Below are 19,430 nucleotides of genomic sequence, written 5' to 3' on the forward strand. Positions count from 1 at the left end.
ACTGGAATGATCCGGGCCATGGCGCTGCGCATCGCGGGTATCGACGTTCCCGGCCCGTCCGACCTGCTCTCCGGCGCGGCCTCCGTGGTCGAGGCGACCGGTGACCTCGCCGGGACCGTCGCCGGGCTGCCCGCCCGGGCCGGGGAGCTGCTGGAGGAGGTCGGCTCGCTGGTCGGCCGGATCGGCACGATCGCGACCCGCGCCGAGCAGCTGCTCGACCGGGTGGACGGCGTCGTCGACCGGGCCGAGGGGCTGATCGGGACCGTCGACACCGTCGCCGGGGAGGCGACCGAGCTCGTGGCCCGGGTCCGCCCGGTCGCGGAGCAGGCCGAGGCGCTCGTCACCCGGGTCACCGGCGTCGCGGGGAACGCGGAGGAGCTGGTCGGGCGGGTCACCGGTGTCGCCGGGGACGCCGAGGAGCTGGTCGCGCGGGTGGGCGGGGTCGCCGACGAGGCCGACACCCTGGTCCGCAAGGTCACCACCGTGTCCGAGCAGGCCGACGGCCTGGTCCGCCGGGTCACCACCGTCTCCGAGGAGGCGGGCGACCTGGTCCGCCGGGTCACCACGGTCTCGCAGAACGCCGAGGGCATCGTCGAGCAGGTCTCGGTGGTCACCGGGAACGCGAGCGGGCTGCTCGCGCGGGTCGACACCGTCACCGGCGAGGCGGGCGGGCTCATCCGGACCGTCGGCGAGATCAGCGAGCGCGCCGGCGGCCTCATCGGGCAGGTCGAGACCGTCACCACCGACGCGACCGGTGTCGTCACCGCGGCGAAGGCGGTGTCCGACCGGGCGGGCGAGGTCGTCGGGCAGGCCGCGGGCGCCAGCGAGCAGGCCGGTGAGCTGCTGGACCTCTACGGCCCGCTGGCCCGCCGGGCGGCCCCGCTGGCCCAGCGCTTCGTCGACGAGCTCTCCGAGGAGGAGGTGCGCGCCGCGATCCGGCTGGTGGACCAGCTGCCGAAGTTCACCGAGCACATGGAGGAGGACATCATGCCGATCCTCACCACGCTCGACCGTGTCGGACCGGACGTGCACGAGCTCCTGGACGTGCTCAAGGAGGTCCGGCAGGCGATCATCGGGATCCCCGGCTTCCGGCTGCTGAGCCGCCGGGGCAGCGAGAAGGACGAGGGCTGAGCCCCGGGCCGGGCGGCGTGTGCCGCCCGGCCGGGCACTCAGTCCAGACCCTGGGACTGCCGGATCAGGGTGACGATCTCGTCCATCATCCCGGTCAGCCGGAAGTTCTTCGGCGTGAACACCGCGGCGACCCCGCCCTCGCGCAGCCGCTTCTCGTCCTCGGGCGGGATGATCCCGCCGACGACGACCGGCACCTCCCCGGCCCCGGCGTCGCGCAGCCCCCGCACGACCGCGGGCACGACCTCCAGGTGCGACCCGGACAGCACCGACAGCCCGACGGCGTGCACGCCCTCCTGGACCGCCGCCGCCACGATCTGCGACGGCGTCAGCCGGATCCCCTGGTAGACCACCTCGAACCCGACGTCGCGGGCGCGCACGGCGACCTGCTCGGCGCCGTTGGAGTGACCGTCGAGGCCGGGCTTGCCGACCAGCATCCGCAGCCGCTGCCCCAGCTCGTCGCCGGTGGCGCGGACCCGCTCGCGGACCTCGGAGATCTCGGTGGCGCCCTCGCCGGACATGCTCGCCCCCGCCACCCCGGTCGGGGCCCGGAACTCCCCGAACACCTCGCGCAGCGCACCGGACCACTCGCCGGTGGTCACGCCCGCCTTCGCGCAGTCGATCGAGACCTGCATGAGGTTCTGCTCGGTCTTGGCCGCGTCGCGCAGCGCCCGCAGCGCCTCGTCGACGGCGTCCTGGTCCCGCGCAGCGCGCCACTCGCGGATCGCCTCGACCGCGGACCGCTCGGTCGCCGGGTCGACGGTGAAGATCGCGTCGGCGCCCTCGGCCTGCAGCGGGCTCGGCTCGGTCGTGTCGAACTTGTTGACCCCGACCACGACCTCGTCGCCGGACTCCAGCCGGCGACGACGGGCGGCGAGGGAGTTGACCAGCTCGCCCTTCATGTAGCCGGACTCCACGGCCGCGACCGCGCCGCCCATCTCCTGCACCCGGTCGATCTCCGCGCGGGCGCCCTCGACGAGCTCGGCGACCTTCGCCTCGACGACCCGGGAGCCGTCGAAGATGTCCTCGTACTCCAGCAGGTCGGTCTCGTAGGCCAGCACCTGCTGCATCCGCAGCGCCCACTGCTGGTCCCACGGCCGCGGCAGGCCGAGTGCCTCGTTCCAGGCGGGCAGCTGCACCGCACGGGCCCGGGCGTCCTTGGACAGGGTGACGGCGAGCATCTCCAGCACGATGCGCTGGACGTTGTTCTCCGGCTGCGCCTCGGTCAGCCCGAGCGAGTTGACCTGCACGCCGTAGCGCAGGCGTCGCTGCTTGGGGTTCTCGACGCCGTAGCGCTCCAGGGTGATCTCGTCCCAGAGCCGGCCCAGCGCCCGGAGCTTGCACATCTCCTCGACGAACCGGATGCCGGCGTTGACGAAGAACGAGATGCGCCCGACGACGTCGCCGAACTTCTCCGGCGGCACCTGCCCGGAGTCGCGCACCGAGTCGAGGACGGCGATCGCCGTGGACAGCGCGTAGGCCAGCTCCTGCGTCGGCGTCGCCCCGGCCTCCTGCAGGTGGTAGCTGCAGATGTTGATCGGGTTCCACTTCGGGATCTCGCCGACCGACCAGGCCACCATGTCGGTGATGAGCCGCAGGCTGGGCCCGGGCGGGAACACGTAGGTGCCCCGCGACAGGTACTCCTTGACGATGTCGTTCTGGGTCGTCCCGGCGAGCTTCGCGCGGACCTCGGCGTAGTCCAGGCCGGACTGCTCCGCCTGCTCCTCGGCGACGGCCACGTACAGCGCGAGCAGCCACATCGCCGGGGCGTTGATCGTCATCGAGGTGTTGGCCTCGGCGACCGGGATGCCCTCGAACAGCGTGCGCATGTCACCGATGTGGCTGACCGGCACGCCGACCTTGCCGACCTCGCCCTTGGCGAGCTCGTCGTCCGGGTCGTAGCCGGTCTGGGTCGGGAGGTCGAAGGCCACCGACAGACCCGTCTGGCCCTTGGCCAGGTTGCGGCGGTAGAGCTCGTTGGTCTTCTCCGCCGAGGAGTGACCGGCGTAGGTGCGGATCACCCACGGACGGTCGCGCTCACGATCGGTGGGGTACGGCACCGGAACCTCCGTGTCGTCGCGGGAGCACAGTCGGCACTGCCTGTGATGCGGACAGAGACTACTCGTCAGTAGCCGGCGACGGGCACGGAGTCGTCCCTCGTCACAGTCCTGTGTTCGGCAAAGTACGCGACGCGCGCGGGAAACCGAGCGCTGGATCGGTTCACCACCCGACCCCTCGGACAGGGCGCGTCGCCCGTCCGGGTGCGACCATCGGCGGATGGAGCTCGACCTGGTCCCGCGGCTCGGCGCCGTCATCGGCCTGGCGGTGGTGCTGCTGGTGCTCGGGCTGCTGCTGCGCTGGACCTACGGCCACCAGAAGCACCACGCGCTCCCGACCGACGACCCGGACGACCCGGTGGCGACCGGGCTGCTCACCGAGGTCTCCCGGGTGCCCGGGCCGGAGGCGGCCCGGGTGCTGCGCGACCGGCTGCGCTCCGAGGGCATCCGCGCGACGACCTCGCGTGCCGACGGCGGCGGCTGGGCGCTGCTCGTCTTCCCGAAGGACGTGCAGGACGCCCGCGTGGTCCTGAGCCGCCGCTCCCTGGACTGAGCGCTCAGTCCACCCGGTGGTAGCGGGCGTCGAGGAAGCAGAACACCCCGTAGCAGGCGATCCCGATGCCCACCGCGACCAGCAGGAACACCCCGTAGGGCTGTTCGCGCAGCGTCTTGAGCGCCGAGTCGAGCCCGTTCGCGCGCTGCGGGTCGAAGGTCAGCGCGGCGACGCCCATCAGGATGCCCAGCACACCGATCGCGATCCCCTTCGCGATGTACCCGGCCTGCCCGGTGCGGGCGTTGATCCGCCGCAGCCGGCTGTCGGCGCCGCCGAGGTCCTGGTCCTCCGTGAACTTCTTCTGGTAGCCGTTCCAGGCCATCACCCCGCCGCCGACCAGCACACCCAGCCCGACCAGCACGGTGAGGACCTGCCCGCCCGGCAGCCCCAGCAGCCCGGCGGTCGCCCGCCCACCGCCGCCGCTCGACGCGCGTCCGCTGATCGCGGTGGTCGCCGCGGTGACGGCGAGCACCGCGTAGACGACGGCCTGCCCGCCGGCGACGACCCGCTTCACCGTCCGCTTCGTGCTGTCGCCGATGTACTGGAAACCCCACACCGCCGAGACGGTCCGCCACAGGACGACCGCGGCGAACCCGACGACCAGCACCCACAGGAACACCCGGCCCACCGGCTCGGCGGCGATCGCCCCGAGGGCGCCGTTCTGGTCGGCCTGCCCGCCCGAGCCGAGCGCGATCTGGACGGCGAGCCAGCCGATCAGCAGGTGCAGCACCCCGTTCGCGGCGATGCCGACCCGGGCGGCGACGCGCACCGGTGTCGAGTGCGCGGCGTCCCGCGCCCCGCGGCCCGCCTCGCGGCCGGCCTGAGAGACGTCCGCGGCGTCGGGGGTGCTCACCATCACGGGCCTCCTCGTCGAGTCGACGCGAAGGGTGGCACGGCGCAGGCCGGTCCGCCGGACTGATGGGCCGTTCGGAGCAACGGCGTCGCCGCTCCGGCGTCGGGACTCAGCCGGCGGCCCACATCTGGGCGTAGGGGTGCGAACAGACCTCGATCACCGTTCCCCACGGGTCGGCGCAGTAGACGATCTCGAAGCCACGTCCGGCGTCGAGCGTCACCGGCTCCGCACGCACCCGGCCCCCGGCCGCGGCGATCCGTTCGGCGAGCCCGCGGGCGTCGGCGCAGGTGAGCGAGAAGTGGTTGATGCCGGTCATCCAGAACTCGAAGTCGTCGTCGCGGCGGCGCACCGCGGGCCGGTCGAAGCAGAACAGCTCCAGGCCGACGCCGTCGGGCAGCACCAGGTGGGCGAAGCGGAAGCGGGTGAAGCCCTCGCCGTAGATCGCGGCGGCGGCGTCGCCGAGCGGGGAGCCGTCCTCGAGCACCTCGATCGGCCCCGCCACCAGGTACAGGCCGAGCACCTCCCGGTACCACGCGACGGCGGCGGGCAGGTCGGGGACGGTGACCCCGACGTGGGAGAAGGCTCCGGGCCGGTCGCTCATGGTGGTCGTTCCCTCCTCGTACGGCCGGGCGGGCCCCGGCCGGCGGCGCCATCGGAGCCCTCCGCGACGGCGGCCGTCAACGCGTCCACGGCCCCGTCCGGACCTGCGCGGACAGCGGGGTGCGTTGCGCGGACAAACGGTGCGCCGGACGGATCGCCGGTCGTGGCGGGCGCTCCTAGCGTTCCGCGGCATCGACGGCCTGGACCGTCGCCCACGAAGGGACCGCCATGACCGACTCCGGCTCCGCACCGGCGCAGCTGCGCGCACAGATGGAAGACCACGCACTGACCGCGGTGCCCGACTCCGAGCGCCGCTCGGGCTGGGGGCTGATGACCAACACCGCGGGCATCGCCTCCACCCTGATCCAGCTCGCCATCGGCGGCAGTGTCACGCTGATCGCGGGCGTCGGCTGGGGCATCCTCGCCGGTGTCGTCGTGGCCGTCTTCGGTGGCGCGCTGGGCTGGCTGGTCGGCCACGTCGCCTACGTCTCGGGGACCTCCAGCACCGTGACCGCCCGCTTCTACGGCCTGGGCGTGCGCGGGTCGGCGCTGGCGTCGCTGATCTTCGCGTTCATGATCCTGGGCTTCCTGGCCCTGGAGAACGCGCTGCTCTACTACGGCACGCTGTTCATGTTCGGCTGGGAGCCGACGCTCGCCAACGCGATCGTCTTCTACGGCGTGCTCACCCTGGCCTGGATCGGGCTGACCGTGTTCGGGCTGTCGCTGGTGCAGCGGACCTCGATGGTCCTGCTGGTCGTGTTCGTGGTGCTGACGGTGGCACTCGCCGTCGTCGCGTTCGTCCGCTCCGGGCTGTCGATGAGCGAGCTGCTGGCCGCGGGCCCGGTCGTGCCCGGCTACGGCAGCGGCGCGGAGCGGTTCACCGCGGTGCTGTCGATCCTGGCCGGGTCGGCCGGCGCGCTGGCCCTGGTCGACGCCGACTTCGCCCGCTACGCCCGCTCCAGCCGCGACGTCGGCATCCTCGCCGTCGGTGGCTCGATCATGATCGACGTCGTCGTGGTCGCGCTCGGGACCGTGCTCATCCACGCCGGTTCGGGCCTGGTCTCGGACTACCTCGGCCGGAACCCGGCGGTCGCCGCGACCCAGTCCGGCACGAGCGTCGCCGACAAGGTGACCTGGATGATCGCGAACAACGCCGGCGCGTTCTTCATCGTGCTCGCCGGCACGCTGGGCTTCGTCCTGATGTACGTGGCGCAGGTCAAGGCGCAGGTGCTCAACACCTACAGCGGGTCGCTGGCGCTGTCGAACCTGGCCGACGGGCTGTTCGGCAGCAACCCGGGCCGGGTGGCGATGGTCGTCGTCGGGAACGTGATCGGGCTGCTGATGGTCGCCGGTGACATCCTCGGCCTGGTCAACAGCTATCTCGGCCTGCTCGGGGTCACGACGACCGCGCTCGCGGGCGTGATCATCGCGGACTTCTTCGTGGTGCGCCGCCGCCGGGTCGCGGCGCCGGACGAGGCGGAGCCGGTCAACCTCGCCGGCGTGGTCTCGGTGGTCGGGGCGTCGGTCCTGGGCGGGGTCCTGCAGGAGACCGGGGTGACCTCGCTGGGCTTCGTCGTCGCGCTCGTGACCGTGCTGGCGGCGTATCCCCTGCTGAGGACTCGCGTTTTCGTGACGACCGTAACGCGGGCGACACCCGAAACGACGGTGCAGGTCGGAGAATGACGACCTGAGCGGAGCGGCCGGTCGCCGGGACCGGCCGCTCCGTCGCTCCCGAGGAGTGCCCGTGACCGCCACCGCCACCGCCCACCGCGTCCGGCTGTCCAGCCACGACGTCGACGAGACCCGCGAGATCGTCGGGCAGGACTTCTGCCCGCACGACCTCAGGCTCGTCGAGCGGTCCACGCCGCTGGCCGCGCGGTACCGGTCGGACCGGGTGGGCGGGGTCGGCGTCTGCCGGCTGGACTACGGCGCACCGGTCCGCATCGCGGCCAGCGCCGAGCGGGACTTCTACCTCGTCGAGATCCCGCTGGGCGGACGGTCCGAGGTCACCGTCGGGGCGGACCGGGTCGTCGCCGACCCGCGCAGCGGCGTGGTCATCTCCCCCGGCGACGCGCTCGCCGTCTCCCGGTCCGCCGCCAGCCCGCAGCTCATCGTCCGCTTCGAGCGAGCCGCGGTGGAACGCGAGCTCGCCGCCCTCACCGGGCTCCCCGCCGTCCGGCCGCTGCGCTTCGCCGCGCCGCTCGACCTCGGTTCGGCCGCCGGACGCTCCTGGCGGCGGCTGGTGGAGCTGCTGTGGGCCGAGATCCGCGACGACGGCCCGCTGCTCGCCAGCCCGCTCGCCCTGGTGCACCTGCAGTCGGTCCTGCTCGGCCAGCTCCTCGCCGGGCACGCGCACAACTACAGCCAGGCGCTCCACGACGACACCCGGCGCCCGCTGCCCAAGCTGGTCCGCCGCGCCGTCGAGCTCATCGACCGGCACGCCGACGAGCCGCTGACCGTCGCCGACGTCGCCGAGGCCGTGGGGGTCGGTGTGCGGGCGCTGCAGGACGGGTTCCGCACCCACGTCGGCGCCAGCCCCACCGAGTACCTGCGCTCGGTCCGGCTGGACCGGGTGCACGCCGAGCTGGCCGCGGCCGACCCGGCCGCCAGCACCGTCACCGACGTGGCGCTGCGCTGGGGGTTCACCCACCTCGGCCGGTTCGCCGCCGAGTACCGGCGCCGCCACGGCGAGTCGCCGTCGGCGACCCTGCGGGGCTGAGCGCCTACCGCTCCGGCTCGCCCGCGACCCGCCGGATGTCGGCGCCCAGTGCGGACAGGTTCTCCACGAACCGCGGGTAGCCGCGGTCGATGTGCGCGACGTCCCAGACCTCGGTGGTGCCCCGCGCGCACAGCCCGGCCAGCACCAGCCCGGCGCCCGCCCGGATGTCGCTGGCCCACACCGGCGCGCTGGACAGCTCCGGCCGCCCCCGTACGACGGCGTGGTGCCCGTCGGTGCGGGCGTCCGCACCCAGGCGCACCATCTCGTCGACGAAGCGGAAGCGCGCCTCGAACACGTTCTCGGTGATCATCGACGTGCCCTCGGCGACGGCGGACAGCGCGATCGCCATCGGCTGCAGGTCCGTCGCGAAGCCCGGGTAGGGCAGCGTCACGAAGTCGACCGCCTCGGGGCGGCCGGGCATCGTGACCGAGAACTCCTGCTCGGCGGTGGTGACCTCGGCGCCCGCGCTGCGGAGCTTGTCGAGGACCAGGTCGATGTGGTGCGGGTCGACGCCGCGCACGGTGACCTCGCCGCGGGTCATGGCGGCCGCGAACGCCCAGGTGGCACCGACGATCCGGTCCCCGATGACGCGGTGCGTGGTCGGCTGCAGCCCGGCGACGCCGTGCACGGTCAGCGTGGAGCTGCCGACGCCCTCGAGCTTGGCGCCCATCTGCTGCAGCATCACGCAGAGGTCGACGATCTCCGGCTCGCGGGCCGCGTTGTCGATGACGGTCGTGCCCTCGGCGAGCACCGCGGCCATCAGGATGTTCTCGGTCGCCCCGACGCTCGGGAAGTCCAGCCAGATCTGCGCGCCGTGCAGGTCACCCGCCGTCGCGGTGACGCTGCCGTGCACGATGTCGGTGGTCGCGCCCAGCTTGCGCAGCCCGTTCTGGTGCATGTCCAGCGGGCGCGAGCCGATCGCGTCGCCCCCGGGGAGCGGGACGACCGCCCGCCGGCAGCGCGCCACCAGCGGCCCGAGCACGCACACCGACGCGCGCAGCTTGGACACCGACCGGTAGTCGGCCTCCGCCCCGGGGTCGGCGGGCACGTCGATGTGCACGGTCGACCCCTCGATCGCGACCGTGCAGCCCAGGCTCCGCAGGACGTCGGCCATCAGCGGCACGTCCAGGATCTCCGGGCAGTTCTCGAGCGTCGTCCGCCCCTCGGCCAGCAGCGCCGCCGCCATGAGCTTGAGCACGCTGTTCTTCGCCCCGACGACGTCGACGGACCCGCTCAGCCGGGCCCCGCCGTTGACCGCGAAATGCTCCACCACGCCCGGAACGGTAACGGGACCGTCACCGCGCCGGATGCCCGCCCCGGACGGCCCTGACCCTTCGGACCGTCCGGCGCACCCCCGCATCTGGTCGCCGAGGCACCGGCGCCCCTAGCCTGTCGGGGTGGCGGTGCATCTGACGCGGATCTACACGAAGACCGGCGACGACGGTACGACGGCCCTGGGCGACTTCAGCCGGGTCCGGAAGACCGACGCCCGGCTGGCGGCCTACGCCGACACCGACGAGGCGAACGCCGCGATCGGGGTCGCCGTGACCGTCGGGGGACTCCCGGATCGGATCGTCGACCCGCTGCGGCAGATCCAGAACGACCTGTTCGACGTCGGCGCCGACCTGTGCACCCCGATCGTCGAGAACCCCGAGTACCCGCCGCTGCGGGTCACCGAGGGCTACGTGACCCGGCTCGAGGGCTGGTGCGACGAGTTCAACCCCGAGCTGCCCAAGCTCAACTCCTTCATCCTCCCCGGCGGCACCCCCGGGGCGGCGTACCTGCACGTCGCCCGGACCGTCGCCCGGCGTGCCGAGCGGTCGGTGTGGGGCCTGCTGGAGGTCGACCGGGAGCACACCAACCCGCTGACCGCGCAGTACCTCAACCGGCTCTCGGACCTGCTGTTCATCCTCGGCCGGGTCGCGAACCCCGACGGCGACGTCCTGTGGCAGCCGGGCGGCCCGCACGGCGCCCCGACCACCGACGCCTGACCGGACCCGCTCCGGACGGCCCATTCAGGACGGCCCGCTCAGGTCAGCACCGCCACCAGCAGCGCGACGACGGCGCCGCAGCCGAACGCCACGGCCCGCCGCATCGCGGTGCCGCTGCGGCTCCGGCTGCGCTCCAGGTGGTCGCCGCGCTCGGCGACGGTGAGTGTGAGCGGGTGGTCGGCCGCGGCGGACAGGCGTACCCGGTCCCCGGACAGCCGGGCCTCCCCCACCACGGTGAGCCGGGAGCCCGGCTCGATCCGCCACTCGGTGCGCTCGCGGGCCACCGTCGGGTCGACGAGGCGGAACAGGCCGAACTCGCGGCCCTCGCCGTCGTCGGTGACCCGGCGGCGCTCGGCGACCGGGATCTCGGTGTGCGCGTCGCGGGGGTCGACCACGACCTCCGCGCCGCCGTCGGTCAGCCGGAACGGCCGCTCCCGCCGCTGCTCGGCGACGACCTGCCGTTCCTCCCGGTCGTCCCGGCCGCGGGAGAGCGCCTCCTCGACGAACCGGAACCAGACCGCGTCGACCCCGGTGAGCGGGGCCGGGCGGGCCTCGTCGTCGAGCGGCTCGACGGTGCCGGACAGCGACACCACCTGGCGGAACGCCGGGGCGTCGAGCTCGTCGCGGACGGAGCCGGCCATGGCGACGAGCTCCGCGACCGTCACCGGGGTCGCGGCCAGGCCGCGCGTCCAGCGGGCGTGCCCGTCGCGGGCCTCGCGGAACGACGTCCACGCCAGCCAGCCGAGAATGCCCGCGAACGCCAGGAAGACCAGATCCACGACGGCAGCATAGAACGGACAGAACGGACGACAGGTCCGTAGAGCTACCGATCCGGCGAGGTCAGGACGCCTCGCGGTAGCCGTGCCCCTGCCCCGGCGGGGTGGACTCCAGCCAGGCCATGAAGCCGGTGCGGACGCCCGCCGACATCGCCAGCTCGACGTCGATGCCCCGGCCGGCGGCGTCGCGGCCGCGGCAGCGCAGCACCTCGACCGCCATCGGGATCGCGAACTCCTCCGACCGGTGCGGCGGCCGCCGGTCGACGATCTCCAGGTCGGCCCGGTCCATCACGACGGTCGCACCGATCCGGAAGCTGGTCAGGCGGTACCAGGCGAACCGCTCGCCCTCGTAGCGCCCGACGCCGAAGTGCCAGTCCGTGACAGCGAAACGGCGGCGCAGACACAGGTCCACACCGCCGTTGCGCATGAGTCGTACCCGCCGTACGGCGAGCCAGACCAGGGGGACGACCAGGCACAGCAGCAGAACTCCGACGAACGCCGCGATGAGCTCCACTGCCGTGCCCGGTCCCCGTACTAGTTCGCCTCGGCCGCCCGAAGGCGGGCCTCGGCCCGGGCGATCGCCGATTTGCCCTCGTCGGTGGACGAGTCGGCGCCGTCGCGCGCCCGCCGGGCCCGCTCGACGTCGATCTCGTCCGCCTGCTCGGCGAACTCGGCCAGGATGGACACCCGCTCCGCCGACACCGACAGGAACCCGCCGTGCACCGCGATGGTGCGCTTCGAGCCGTCGGTGGAGTCGATGCGGACGACCCCGGCCTCTTCCAGCTGGGCCAGCATCGGCTGGTGGCCGGGCAGGATGCCGACCTCGCCGACCGTGGTCCGGGCGAGCACGAAGCGTGCGTCGCCCGACCACAGCCGGCGCTCCACGGAGACCAGCTCCACGGTCATCTCAGCAGGCATCGGTGATCAGCCCTCGAGCTTCTTGCGGTTCTTCTCCAGGTCGTCGAGACCGCCGCAGAGGAAGAACGCCTGCTCGGGGACGTCGTCGAACTCGCCCTTGGCGATCTTGTCGAACGCCTCGATGGTCTCCTTGAGCGGGACCGTCGAGCCCGGCTGGCCGGTGAACTGCTCGGCGACCAGGAGGTTCTGCGACAGGAAGCGCTCGATGCGACGCGCCCGGCCGACGAGCTGCTTGTCCTCCTCGGACAGCTCGTCGATACCGAGGATGGCGATGATGTCCTGCAGGTCGTTGTACTTCTGCAGGATCCGCTTGACCTCGTTGGCGACGCGGAAGTGCTCGTCACCGACGTACTGCGGGTCCAGGATCCGCGAGGTCGAGGTCAGCGGGTCCACCGCCGGGTAGATCCCCTTCTGGGAGATCGGCCGGGAGAGCTCGGTGGTGGCGTCGAGGTGCGCGAACGTCGTCGCCGGAGCCGGGTCGGTGTAGTCGTCCGCGGGGACGTAGATCGCCTGCATCGAGGTGATCGAACGACCACGGGTCGAGGTGATCCGCTCCTGCAGCTCGCCCATCTCGTCGGCCAGGGTGGGCTGGTAGCCCACCGCGGACGGCATGCGGCCGAGGAGGGTCGAGACCTCCTGGCCGGCCTGGGTGAACCGGAAGATGTTGTCGATGAACAGGAGGACGTCCTGCTCCTGCACGTCACGGAAGTACTCCGCCATGGTCAGCGCGGAGAGCGCGACGCGCATACGGGTGCCCGGCGGCTCGTCCATCTGACCGAACACCAGGGCGGTGTTCTTCATGACGCCCGACTCGGTCATCTCCGTGATGAGGTCGTTGCCCTCACGGGTGCGCTCACCGACGCCGGCGAACACCGAGGTGCCACCGAAGTTCAGCGCGACACGCTGGATCATCTCCTGGATCAGCACGGTCTTGCCGACACCGGCACCACCGAACAGACCGATCTTGCCGCCGACGACGTAGGGCGTCATCAGGTCCAGGACCTTGATGCCGGTCTCCAGCATCTCGGTCTTGCCCTCGAGCTCGTCGAAGCGCGGGGCCTTCTGGTGGATCGACCGGAGGTCACCGGTGAACTGGATGGACGGGTCGTCCAGGCAGTCGCCGAGGGCGTTGAACACGTGGCCCTTGACCTGGTCGCCCACCGGCACGGAGATCGGGCGGCCGAGGTCGGTGACCTCCTGGCCGCGCACGACGCCGTCGGTCGGCTGCATGGAGATGGCCCGGACCAGGTTGTCACCCAGGTGCGTGGCGATCTCCAGCGTCAGCTTGCGCTTGTCGCCGGAGAGGTCCACCTCCAGCGTGAGGGCGTTGAGCAGGTTCGGGACCTGGTCACGCGGGAACTCGACGTCGACGACCGGGCCGGTCACCTGGACGACGCGCCCGGTGATCGGGCCGGCCGAAGTTTCGGCGGTCGTGGTCATCAGCTCTCACTTCCTGCGCTGGCGAGAGCGTCGACCCCACCGACGATCTCGCTGATCTCCTGGGTGATCTGTGCCTGGCGAGCCTGGTTGGCCTCCAGGGTCAGGCTACGGATCAGTTCGTTGGCGTTGTCCGTCGCGGCCTTCATGGCCCGCTGCCGGTTCGCCGACTCCGACGCCGCCGACTCCAGCAGGGCCGCGTAGAGGCGGGCCCCGATGTACTTCGGCAGCAGCGCGTCGAAGAGCGTGTCCGGGTCCGGCTCGAACTCGTAGAGCGGCTGGAGCCCCTTGCTCTCCGGGTGGTCCCGCTGGCTCTCGGCCGTGTCGGCGTCGCTGTCGATCTCGTCGACCGGCTTCGCCGAGGCACTGTCGGCCGCGTACTCGACCTCGAGCGGAGCCATCCGCCGGGCCTGCGGCACCTGGGTGATCATGTTCTTGAAGCTGGTGTAGACGAGGTGCAGCTCGTCCACGCCGGTCACACCGTCGGTGTTGCCGTCGTGGTCGTCCTCCCCCGCCATGAACGAGTCGACCAGCGTCCGTGCGGCCTCGGCCGCGTGCTCGTAGCCCGGCTGCTCGGAGAAGCCGGTCCACGACTGCTCGATCTCCCGGTTGCGGAACCGGTAGTACGAGACGCCCTTGCGGCCGATCACGTAGAGGACCGGCTCCTTGCCCTGCTCGCGGAGCAGGGCCTGGAGCTGCTCGGCCTCCTTGAGGACGTTGGCGTTGTAGCCGCCGCACTGACCGCGGTCACTGGTGACGACCAGGACCGCGGCCCGCTTCGGCTGCTCCCGCTCGACGAGCAGCGGGTGGTCCAGCGCCGAGTTCGACGCGAGCTCCGACAGGGTGCTCGTCATCAGCTCGGCGTACGGACGTGCCTCGTCCACCCGCGCCCGGGCCTTCGCGATCCGTGAGGTCGCGATCAGCTCCTGGGAACGGGTGATCTTCTTGATGGACTGCGTCGACCGGATACGCCGGCGCAGCACCCGGATCTGTGCCGCCATCGGGTATCAGCCTCAGTTCTTCTTGACCGTGACGGTCTCCTGCTCGACATCGTCCTCGTCGAGGGCCTTCTCGGCCTTCTCCTTGGGGACGACCGAGGAACCGTCGGACGCGGTGAACTCGTTGCGCTTGAACTCGTCGACCGACTTGGTCAGCGTCTCGACGGCGTCGTCGGAGAGCTTCCCGGTGTCGGTGATCTCGTTCAGGGCGCCGGAGGCGTGGCGACGCGAGTACTCGCGGAACTCCGACTCGAAGCGCTGCACGTCGGCGACGGGCACCGAGTCGAGCTTGCCGGAGGTGCCCAGCCAGATCGAGACGACCTGGTCCTGCACCGAGACCGGCGCGTACTGCGCCTGCTTGAGCAGCTCGACCAGGCGCTCGCCACGGCCCAGAGCGGCGGCCGAGGCGGCGTCGAGGTCGGAACCGAAGGCGGCGAACGCCTCCAGCTCGCGGTACTGCGACAGGTCCAGACGCAGCGAGCCCGAGACCGTCTTCATGGCCTTGATCTGCGCCGAGCCACCGACCCGGGAGACCGAGATACCGACGTTGATCGCCGGCCGGACACCCTGGTTGAACAGGTCGGACTCGAGGAAGACCTGGCCGTCGGTGATCGAGATGACGTTGGTCGGGATGTAGGCCGACACGTCGTTCGCCTTGGTCTCGATGATCGGCAGACCGGTCATCGAGCCCGCGCCGAGCTCGTCCGAGAGCTTCGCGCAGCGCTCCAGCAGACGCGAGTGCAGGTAGAAGACGTCGCCCGGGTAGGCCTCACGGCCCGGCGGGCGGCGCAGCAGCAGCGAGATCGCGCGGTAGGCCTCGGCCTGCTTCGACAGGTCGTCGAACACGATCAGGACGTGCTTGCCCTGGTACATCCAGTGCTGGCCGATGGCCGAGCCGGTGTAGGGCGCGAGCCACTTGAAGCCGGCCGGGTCGGACGCGGGGGCCGCGACGATCGTCGTGTACTCCAGCGCACCGGCGTCCTCGAGGGACTGCCGGACACCGGCGATCGTGGAGCCCTTCTGGCCGATGGCGACGTAGATGCAGCGGACCTGCTTCGACGGGTCGCCCGACTCCCAGTTCTCCTTCTGGTTGATGATCGTGTCGACGCAGACCGCGGTCTTGCCGGTCTTGCGGTCGCCGATCACCAGCTGGCGCTGGCCGCGGCCGATCGGGGTCATGGCGTCGATGGCCTTGATCCCGGTCTGCAGCGGCTCGCCGACGGACTGGCGGTCCATCACGCCGGCCGCCTGGAGCTCGAGCACGCGGCGGGCGTCGCTCTCGACGTCGCCGAGGCCGTCGATCGGGTTGCCCAGCGGGTCGACGACCCGGCCCAGGTAGCCCTCGCCGACCGGCACGGACAGGACCTCGCCGGTGCGGGTGACCTGCTGGCCCTCCTCGAGGCCGGTGTAGTCGCCCAGGACGACCGCACCGATCTCGTTCTGCTCGAGGTTCAGGGCGACGCCGCGGACGCCGCCCTCGAACTCGAGCAGCTCGTTGGTCATGGCCGAGGGCAGACCCTCGACGTGGGCGATGCCGTCACCGGTGTCGGCGACGATCCCGACCTCACGGCGGGACGTGCCGCTCTCCAGCGACGAGACGTAGCTGGAGATCGCACTCCGGATCTCCTCGGAGGAGATCGTCAGCTCTGTCATGGCTGCGTCGTTCCTTCTCTCGAACGGGGTCTTCGGGTCGTTCCGCCGGGGTCCGGCGATCGCGTCCGAAGCAGGTCAGCTGGGCAGGGATCGGCGAGCTGCGGCGAGTCGACCCGCCACACTGCCGTCGATGACCTCGCCGCCGACCTGCACGACCAGGCCTCCGAGGAGGCTCCGGTCGAGCTCGACCTGCAGGGAGATCGTGCGGCCGTACATACGGCCCAGGGTCTCGGCGAGCTTGGTCTCCTGCTCGGAGGAGAGCTCGACGGGTGTGCGCACCTTGGCGACCGAGCGGTCCCGGCGGGCCGCCGCGAGCTCGGCGAGCTCCTCGGCGACGACGTCGAGGTGCCGGCTGCGGGGCAGCCGGACCGCTTCGCGCAGCAGCGTCGCCGTCACCGGGTAGACCTTCTCGCCGAGCACCGAGTCCAGGAGCTGGACGCGACCCTCGACGGGCCGGGCGCCGTCGCCGAGCAGGCTCGCCAGCTGCGGCTCGCGGGCCACGATCCGGCCGAACCGGAACAGCTGGTCCTCGACCTCGTCGAGGGAGCCGTTGCGGTCCGCGATCGCGATGGCCGTGCGGCGGGCCAGGCCCTCCGCGCCGGTGACGATGTCGCGGGCCTTCGACCAGCGCTTGCGCGCCAGCTCGGAGACGAGGTCCACGGTCGGCTGCGAGAGCTGGGACCCGAACAGCCGGCGGACGAGGTCCGCGCGGGCGTCCTCGGGGGAGGACGCGTCGGCCAGCAGGCGCCGGACGGAGCGCTCGGAGTCCAGGAACCGGGCCACCGCGAACAGCTCGTCCGCGGTCGTGGTCAGGTCCCGGGCCGACGCGGAGTCGGTCCAGGAGTCCAGCCGCTCGGTCAGCGCCGCGAGGGACTCACGGCTGGCGGGCTGCAGGACAGCCGCCATCAGTTCGCCCCGCTCCGCTGGGCCACGCCCTGCTGGTCGAGCTCACCGAGAAACGAGTCGATCGTCGCGGAGCGACGCGAGTCGTCGGCCAGCTGCTCGCGCAGCAGGCGCTCGGCCAGCTGGACCGACAGGCCCCCGACCTCGTTGCGCAGAGCACGCTGGGCGGCGTCGCGCGACGCGGCCACCTGCTCCTCGCCACGGGCCTTGATGCGCGCGGCCTCGGCCTCGGCCTCCTCGCGGAGCTCGGCCTTGATCTGCTGGCCCTCGGCCCGGGCGTCGTCGCGGATGCGCGCCGCCTCGGCCCGGAGGCCGGCGAGCTGCTCCTCGTACTCCTTCTTCAGCCGGTCCGCCTGCTCCTGGGTCTCCTGAGCACGCTTGAGGCCGCCCTCGATCGCGTCGGTCCGCTCCTCGTAGAGCGTCTCGAAGCGCGGGACCGCGAACTTCCAGAGCAGGAACAGCAGGATCGCGAACGCGACCACACCGAGCACGAGCTCATCGAGGTGCGGGAGAATCGGAAGCGGCTGTTCGGCGGCGAGAATCAGTTCCACCGTGTGTCCTTCCCTGACATGGCCGCCGGTACCGGGACCGGCATGAGAGTGATCTGCCGGCTCTTACTGCGCGATGAAGAAGAGCACCAGGCCGATCAGCATGACCAGCTCGGCGAGGACGAAGGTGGTCCAGCCGATACCCATCAGCTGGCCGCGGGCCTCCGGCTGGCGGGCGGTGCCGCTGATGACGGCCGACCAGATCAGGCCGACGCCGATACCGGCGCCGATGGCCGAGGCGCCGAACCCGATGGCCGCGAGGCCCGGGTTGATGTTGGCGGCTTCCTGGGCCAGAACCTGGGTGACGTTCACTTCGGGTTTCCTTCCGTCGGGTCCGCGGGATGCGGGTCGTTCGGTGTATCGGCCCGGACGGGCCGGCGGATGAAGCAGGTGGTGCGAGCGCGGTGCAGGCGGCACCGGGGTCTCGGTGGTGCTGTCAGTGGTCCTCGGAGATCGCCGCGCCGATGAACACGGCGGCGAGCAGGGCGAAGACGTAGGCCTGGATGACCTGGACCAGCGCCTCCAGGAACGTGAATGCGATCCCGGCGGCGAACACCACCGGGGACGCGATGACGAGCGCGGAGCCCGCCGACACCAGGAACGCCGCACCCACGGCGGTCAGGGCGAGGATGAGGTGGCCTGCGAACATCGCGGCGAACACACGCAGTGCCAGCGAGAGCGGCTGCACCAGGAACTTCTGCAGCAGCTCGATCACGATGATCAGCGGCGCGATGAAGACCGGGACGCCCGGCGGCAGCGCGGCGTGCTTGATGTAGCCGAAGAACCCGTGCTTCTTGAACCCGGCGTAGTGGTAGAAGACGTAGACGAACAACGCCAGCGCGATGGGGAACCCGATCCGCGACAGCGTCGGGAACTGGATCACCGGGATGATCGCGAAGATGTTGTTGACCAGGATGAAGCTGAACAGGCCGAGGATCAGCGGGATGTACCGCTTGAAGTCCTCGGAGCCGATCTGGTCACGCGCCATCGTGTTGCGCGGGATGTTGTAGAAGGACTCCAGTCCGAACTGGAATCGGCTCGGGACGATGGACAGCTTGCGCGTGCCCAGCGTGAAGACGGCCGCGACGATGATCAGCGACAGGACCGCCAGCACCATCGGCTTGGTGACGGCGCCGAAGATCGGCGGGTACTCGAACAGACCTGCGCCGGGCGGAGTGAACTCCTCGGCCGCCAGTACCAACGTGCCCAATGGGGGTCCTTCCGGTGCTCCCGTTCCGCATCCACGCGGAACGGGGGATCGCCTGCAAGGTGCCTCGTGGCGCGATGTGTTTCCGGGCGGCCGGGTCGAAACACCGGAAGTCACCCACATCGCCTACGTGGCGGATGCTATCAGCCGTACTTCTACACGATGTCGGGGGCTCGTACGCACCTCACCTGCGCGTTCGTCCGACGAAACGATCTTGGTCGGGTCCGGCGCGTCGCGTCGGGTGATTCACCGTTAACTCCCCCGGCGGTCGCCGCCCGGTCATCCGCCCGACGCCCTCGATAGCCCCCGTGGAGGCCCGCGAGGGCACCGCAGGAACGGACGAAACGGTCGTCGAACCCCAGGTCAGGCATCTGTGGACCCCGGATCGGTGCCGATCAGGATCTGGAGCTTCTGCCCCGCCCAGGCCTCCGCCGCCGTCGTCGTGATGAAGACGACGAGCATGGTGACGGCCAGTGACATGCGGTGCAGGCCCGCCGTCCCCCCGAGGGTGAACAGGGCGAGCAGGAGGATGATGGCCTTCATCGCGAGGCCGCCGAATGCGGCCAGCATCACAGCGCCCGGCTCGAGATGGGTCGTACGCAGCATCAGCACCGGCGTGAGCAGGGCCGAGCCGGTGGCCAGCAGGCCACCGAGGGCCGCGGCGGACAGGCCCGGGACCCCGGCCGCGACGACCCCGCCGACGGCGCAGACCACCGTGGTGGCCACACCGACCAGGGCGGCGCCGCGGGCCATCGACCCCGACAGCCGCCGCACGACCTGCGCCTGACCGAGCGCGGGACCGTCGTACTCCACGGTCCCCCAGCGGTCCCATCGCCACACGGTGCGTCCGCCTCCCGGCTCACCGGCCGCCCCACCAGCGGGTACGGCTCCGCGCACACGGTAACCGGCGGGTCCGGCACCCCGACCGGCGCCGTCCCCCGCGATGTCCCGTGCTGCCCGGCCCGCGTCGAGAAGTGCCTGAGCGCAGTCGGACCGCTGTCGAGCAGCACCCGGGTGCTTCTCGACGCGCTCGGCGGGCCCGGGACCGGGCGGCATACGGGGCCGGACGGGGCCGGGCGGGGCCCGATC

General features: G+C 71.8%; 20 protein-coding genes. 5 read left to right on the plus strand and 15 right to left on the minus strand.

Annotated elements, in window-relative coordinates; translation table 11 throughout:
- Window positions 1-18 precede the first annotated feature (18 nt).
- Window positions 19-1,131, plus strand: coding sequence for a methyl-accepting chemotaxis protein (locus KPL60_RS25685; protein ID WP_226350086.1), 1,113 nt, complete (start codon window positions 19-21; stop codon window positions 1,129-1,131).
- A gap of 38 nt (window positions 1,132-1,169) precedes the next feature.
- Here the strand turns inward: KPL60_RS25685 and KPL60_RS25690 are convergent, their stop codons facing one another.
- Window positions 1,170-3,188 (minus strand): protein meaA, encoded by a 2,019-nt coding sequence (locus KPL60_RS25690; RefSeq protein WP_226367462.1) that lies wholly within the window; start codon window positions 3,186-3,188, stop codon window positions 1,170-1,172.
- 217 nt (window positions 3,189-3,405) lie between these two features.
- Here KPL60_RS25690 and KPL60_RS25695 point away from each other — a divergent pair, with 217 nt between their 5' ends.
- Window positions 3,406-3,738: a hypothetical protein gene (locus KPL60_RS25695; protein WP_226350084.1), complete on the plus strand. Its 333-nt coding sequence runs from the start codon at window positions 3,406-3,408 to the stop codon at window positions 3,736-3,738.
- Window positions 3,739-3,742: 4 nt separating this feature from the next.
- Here the strand turns inward: KPL60_RS25695 and KPL60_RS25700 are convergent, their stop codons facing one another.
- Window positions 3,743-4,594, minus strand: a complete 852-nt coding sequence (locus KPL60_RS25700; RefSeq protein WP_226367463.1) for a DUF1206 domain-containing protein — start codon at window positions 4,592-4,594, stop codon at window positions 3,743-3,745.
- Between the two features lie 106 nt (window positions 4,595-4,700).
- Window positions 4,701-5,192 (minus strand): VOC family protein, encoded by a 492-nt coding sequence (locus tag KPL60_RS25705; RefSeq protein WP_226350082.1) that lies wholly within the window; start codon window positions 5,190-5,192, stop codon window positions 4,701-4,703.
- Window positions 5,193-5,419: 227 nt separating this feature from the next.
- Between KPL60_RS25705 and KPL60_RS25710 the strand changes: the two genes are divergently transcribed.
- Window positions 5,420-6,874: a cytosine permease gene (locus KPL60_RS25710; protein WP_226367464.1), complete on the plus strand. Its 1,455-nt coding sequence runs from the start codon at window positions 5,420-5,422 to the stop codon at window positions 6,872-6,874.
- A gap of 61 nt (window positions 6,875-6,935) precedes the next feature.
- Window positions 6,936-7,910 (plus strand): AraC family transcriptional regulator, encoded by a 975-nt coding sequence (locus KPL60_RS25715; RefSeq protein WP_226367465.1) that lies wholly within the window; start codon window positions 6,936-6,938, stop codon window positions 7,908-7,910.
- A 4-nt stretch (window positions 7,911-7,914) separates the two neighbouring features.
- Here KPL60_RS25715 and murA read toward each other — a convergent pair whose 3' ends face one another.
- Entirely contained in the window at window positions 7,915-9,183 is a 1,269-nt protein-coding gene (murA, locus tag KPL60_RS25720) for a UDP-N-acetylglucosamine 1-carboxyvinyltransferase (protein WP_226350079.1), read from the minus strand.
- Window positions 9,184-9,307: 124 nt separating this feature from the next.
- On the opposite strand from murA, the gene KPL60_RS25725 reads away from it, so the two are divergent.
- Window positions 9,308-9,901 carry a cob(I)yrinic acid a,c-diamide adenosyltransferase gene (locus tag KPL60_RS25725; RefSeq protein WP_226350078.1) on the plus strand — a complete coding sequence of 198 codons (594 nt, stop codon included), beginning with the start codon at window positions 9,308-9,310 and terminating at the stop codon, window positions 9,899-9,901.
- 38 nt (window positions 9,902-9,939) lie between these two features.
- On the opposite strand, the gene KPL60_RS25730 is transcribed toward KPL60_RS25725, so the two are convergent.
- The 11 genes from KPL60_RS25730 to KPL60_RS25780 form a co-directional block, all read right to left on the minus strand.
- Complete coding sequence (locus KPL60_RS25730) at window positions 9,940-10,680, minus strand: E3 ubiquitin ligase family protein (RefSeq protein ID WP_226367373.1); 741 nt, start codon at window positions 10,678-10,680, stop codon at window positions 9,940-9,942.
- Between the two features lie 61 nt (window positions 10,681-10,741).
- Complete coding sequence (locus KPL60_RS25735; protein WP_062397354.1) at window positions 10,742-11,191, minus strand: DUF2550 domain-containing protein; 450 nt, start codon at window positions 11,189-11,191, stop codon at window positions 10,742-10,744.
- 20 nt (window positions 11,192-11,211) lie between these two features.
- Window positions 11,212-11,583 (minus strand): F0F1 ATP synthase subunit epsilon, encoded by a 372-nt coding sequence (locus KPL60_RS25740; protein WP_020621465.1) that lies wholly within the window; start codon window positions 11,581-11,583, stop codon window positions 11,212-11,214.
- Between the two features lie 18 nt (window positions 11,584-11,601).
- Complete coding sequence (atpD, locus tag KPL60_RS25745; protein ID WP_062397356.1) at window positions 11,602-13,035, minus strand: F0F1 ATP synthase subunit beta; 1,434 nt, start codon at window positions 13,033-13,035, stop codon at window positions 11,602-11,604.
- On the minus strand, window positions 13,035-14,033 hold the full coding sequence (locus KPL60_RS25750; RefSeq protein WP_226367372.1) for a F0F1 ATP synthase subunit gamma: 999 nt from the start codon (window positions 14,031-14,033) through the stop codon (window positions 13,035-13,037). The genes atpD and KPL60_RS25750 overlap by 1 nt, the downstream gene beginning before the upstream one ends.
- A gap of 12 nt (window positions 14,034-14,045) precedes the next feature.
- Window positions 14,046-15,683 (minus strand): F0F1 ATP synthase subunit alpha, encoded by a 1,638-nt coding sequence (atpA, locus tag KPL60_RS25755; protein WP_226350074.1) that lies wholly within the window; start codon window positions 15,681-15,683, stop codon window positions 14,046-14,048.
- A gap of 75 nt (window positions 15,684-15,758) precedes the next feature.
- Window positions 15,759-16,589 carry a F0F1 ATP synthase subunit delta gene (locus tag KPL60_RS25760; protein WP_226350073.1) on the minus strand — a complete coding sequence of 277 codons (831 nt, stop codon included), beginning with the start codon at window positions 16,587-16,589 and terminating at the stop codon, window positions 15,759-15,761.
- A complete protein-coding gene (locus KPL60_RS25765) occupies window positions 16,589-17,137 on the minus strand; it encodes a F0F1 ATP synthase subunit B (RefSeq protein ID WP_062397364.1) in 549 nt (182 codons plus the stop codon). Before KPL60_RS25765 ends, KPL60_RS25760 begins: the two co-directional genes overlap by 1 nt.
- A gap of 63 nt (window positions 17,138-17,200) precedes the next feature.
- Complete coding sequence (locus KPL60_RS25770; RefSeq protein WP_020621511.1) at window positions 17,201-17,446, minus strand: F0F1 ATP synthase subunit C; 246 nt, start codon at window positions 17,444-17,446, stop codon at window positions 17,201-17,203.
- A gap of 124 nt (window positions 17,447-17,570) precedes the next feature.
- Window positions 17,571-18,344: a F0F1 ATP synthase subunit A gene (atpB, locus tag KPL60_RS25775; RefSeq protein WP_062397367.1), complete on the minus strand. Its 774-nt coding sequence runs from the start codon at window positions 18,342-18,344 to the stop codon at window positions 17,571-17,573.
- A 360-nt stretch (window positions 18,345-18,704) separates the two neighbouring features.
- Window positions 18,705-19,181: a hypothetical protein gene (locus tag KPL60_RS25780; protein WP_226367466.1), complete on the minus strand. Its 477-nt coding sequence runs from the start codon at window positions 19,179-19,181 to the stop codon at window positions 18,705-18,707.
- Between the last annotated feature and the right edge of the window lie 249 nt (window positions 19,182-19,430).

Origin of the sequence: Pseudonocardia sp. ICBG162 (assembly GCF_020496225.1) — a bacterium.
Classification (GTDB): Bacteria; Actinomycetota; Actinomycetes; order Mycobacteriales; family Pseudonocardiaceae; genus Pseudonocardia; species Pseudonocardia alni.

What these genes read in the sequence shown, in the direction of transcription:
- KPL60_RS25685 (WP_226350086.1), top strand. Translation starts at nt 19, where the DNA reads ATGGCGCTGCGCATCGCGGGTATCGACGTTCCCGGCCCGTCCGACCTG.
- KPL60_RS25695 (WP_226350084.1), top strand. Translation starts at nt 3,406, where the DNA reads ATGGAGCTCGACCTGGTCCCGCGGCTCGGCGCCGTCATCGGCCTGGCG.
- KPL60_RS25700 (WP_226367463.1), bottom strand. Translation starts at nt 4,594, where the DNA reads ATGGTGAGCACCCCCGACGCCGCGGACGTCTCTCAGGCCGGCCGCGAG.
- KPL60_RS25705 (WP_226350082.1), bottom strand. Translation starts at nt 5,192, where the DNA reads ATGAGCGACCGGCCCGGAGCCTTCTCCCACGTCGGGGTCACCGTCCCC.
- KPL60_RS25710 (WP_226367464.1), top strand. Translation starts at nt 5,420, where the DNA reads ATGACCGACTCCGGCTCCGCACCGGCGCAGCTGCGCGCACAGATGGAA.
- KPL60_RS25740 (WP_020621465.1), bottom strand. Translation starts at nt 11,583, where the DNA reads ATGACCGTGGAGCTGGTCTCCGTGGAGCGCCGGCTGTGGTCGGGCGAC.
- atpD (WP_062397356.1), bottom strand. Translation starts at nt 13,035, where the DNA reads ATGACCACGACCGCCGAAACTTCGGCCGGCCCGATCACCGGGCGCGTC.
- KPL60_RS25750 (WP_226367372.1), bottom strand. Translation starts at nt 14,033, where the DNA reads ATGGCGGCACAGATCCGGGTGCTGCGCCGGCGTATCCGGTCGACGCAG.
- atpA (WP_226350074.1), bottom strand. Translation starts at nt 15,683, where the DNA reads ATGACAGAGCTGACGATCTCCTCCGAGGAGATCCGGAGTGCGATCTCC.
- KPL60_RS25760 (WP_226350073.1), bottom strand. Translation starts at nt 16,589, where the DNA reads ATGGCGGCTGTCCTGCAGCCCGCCAGCCGTGAGTCCCTCGCGGCGCTG.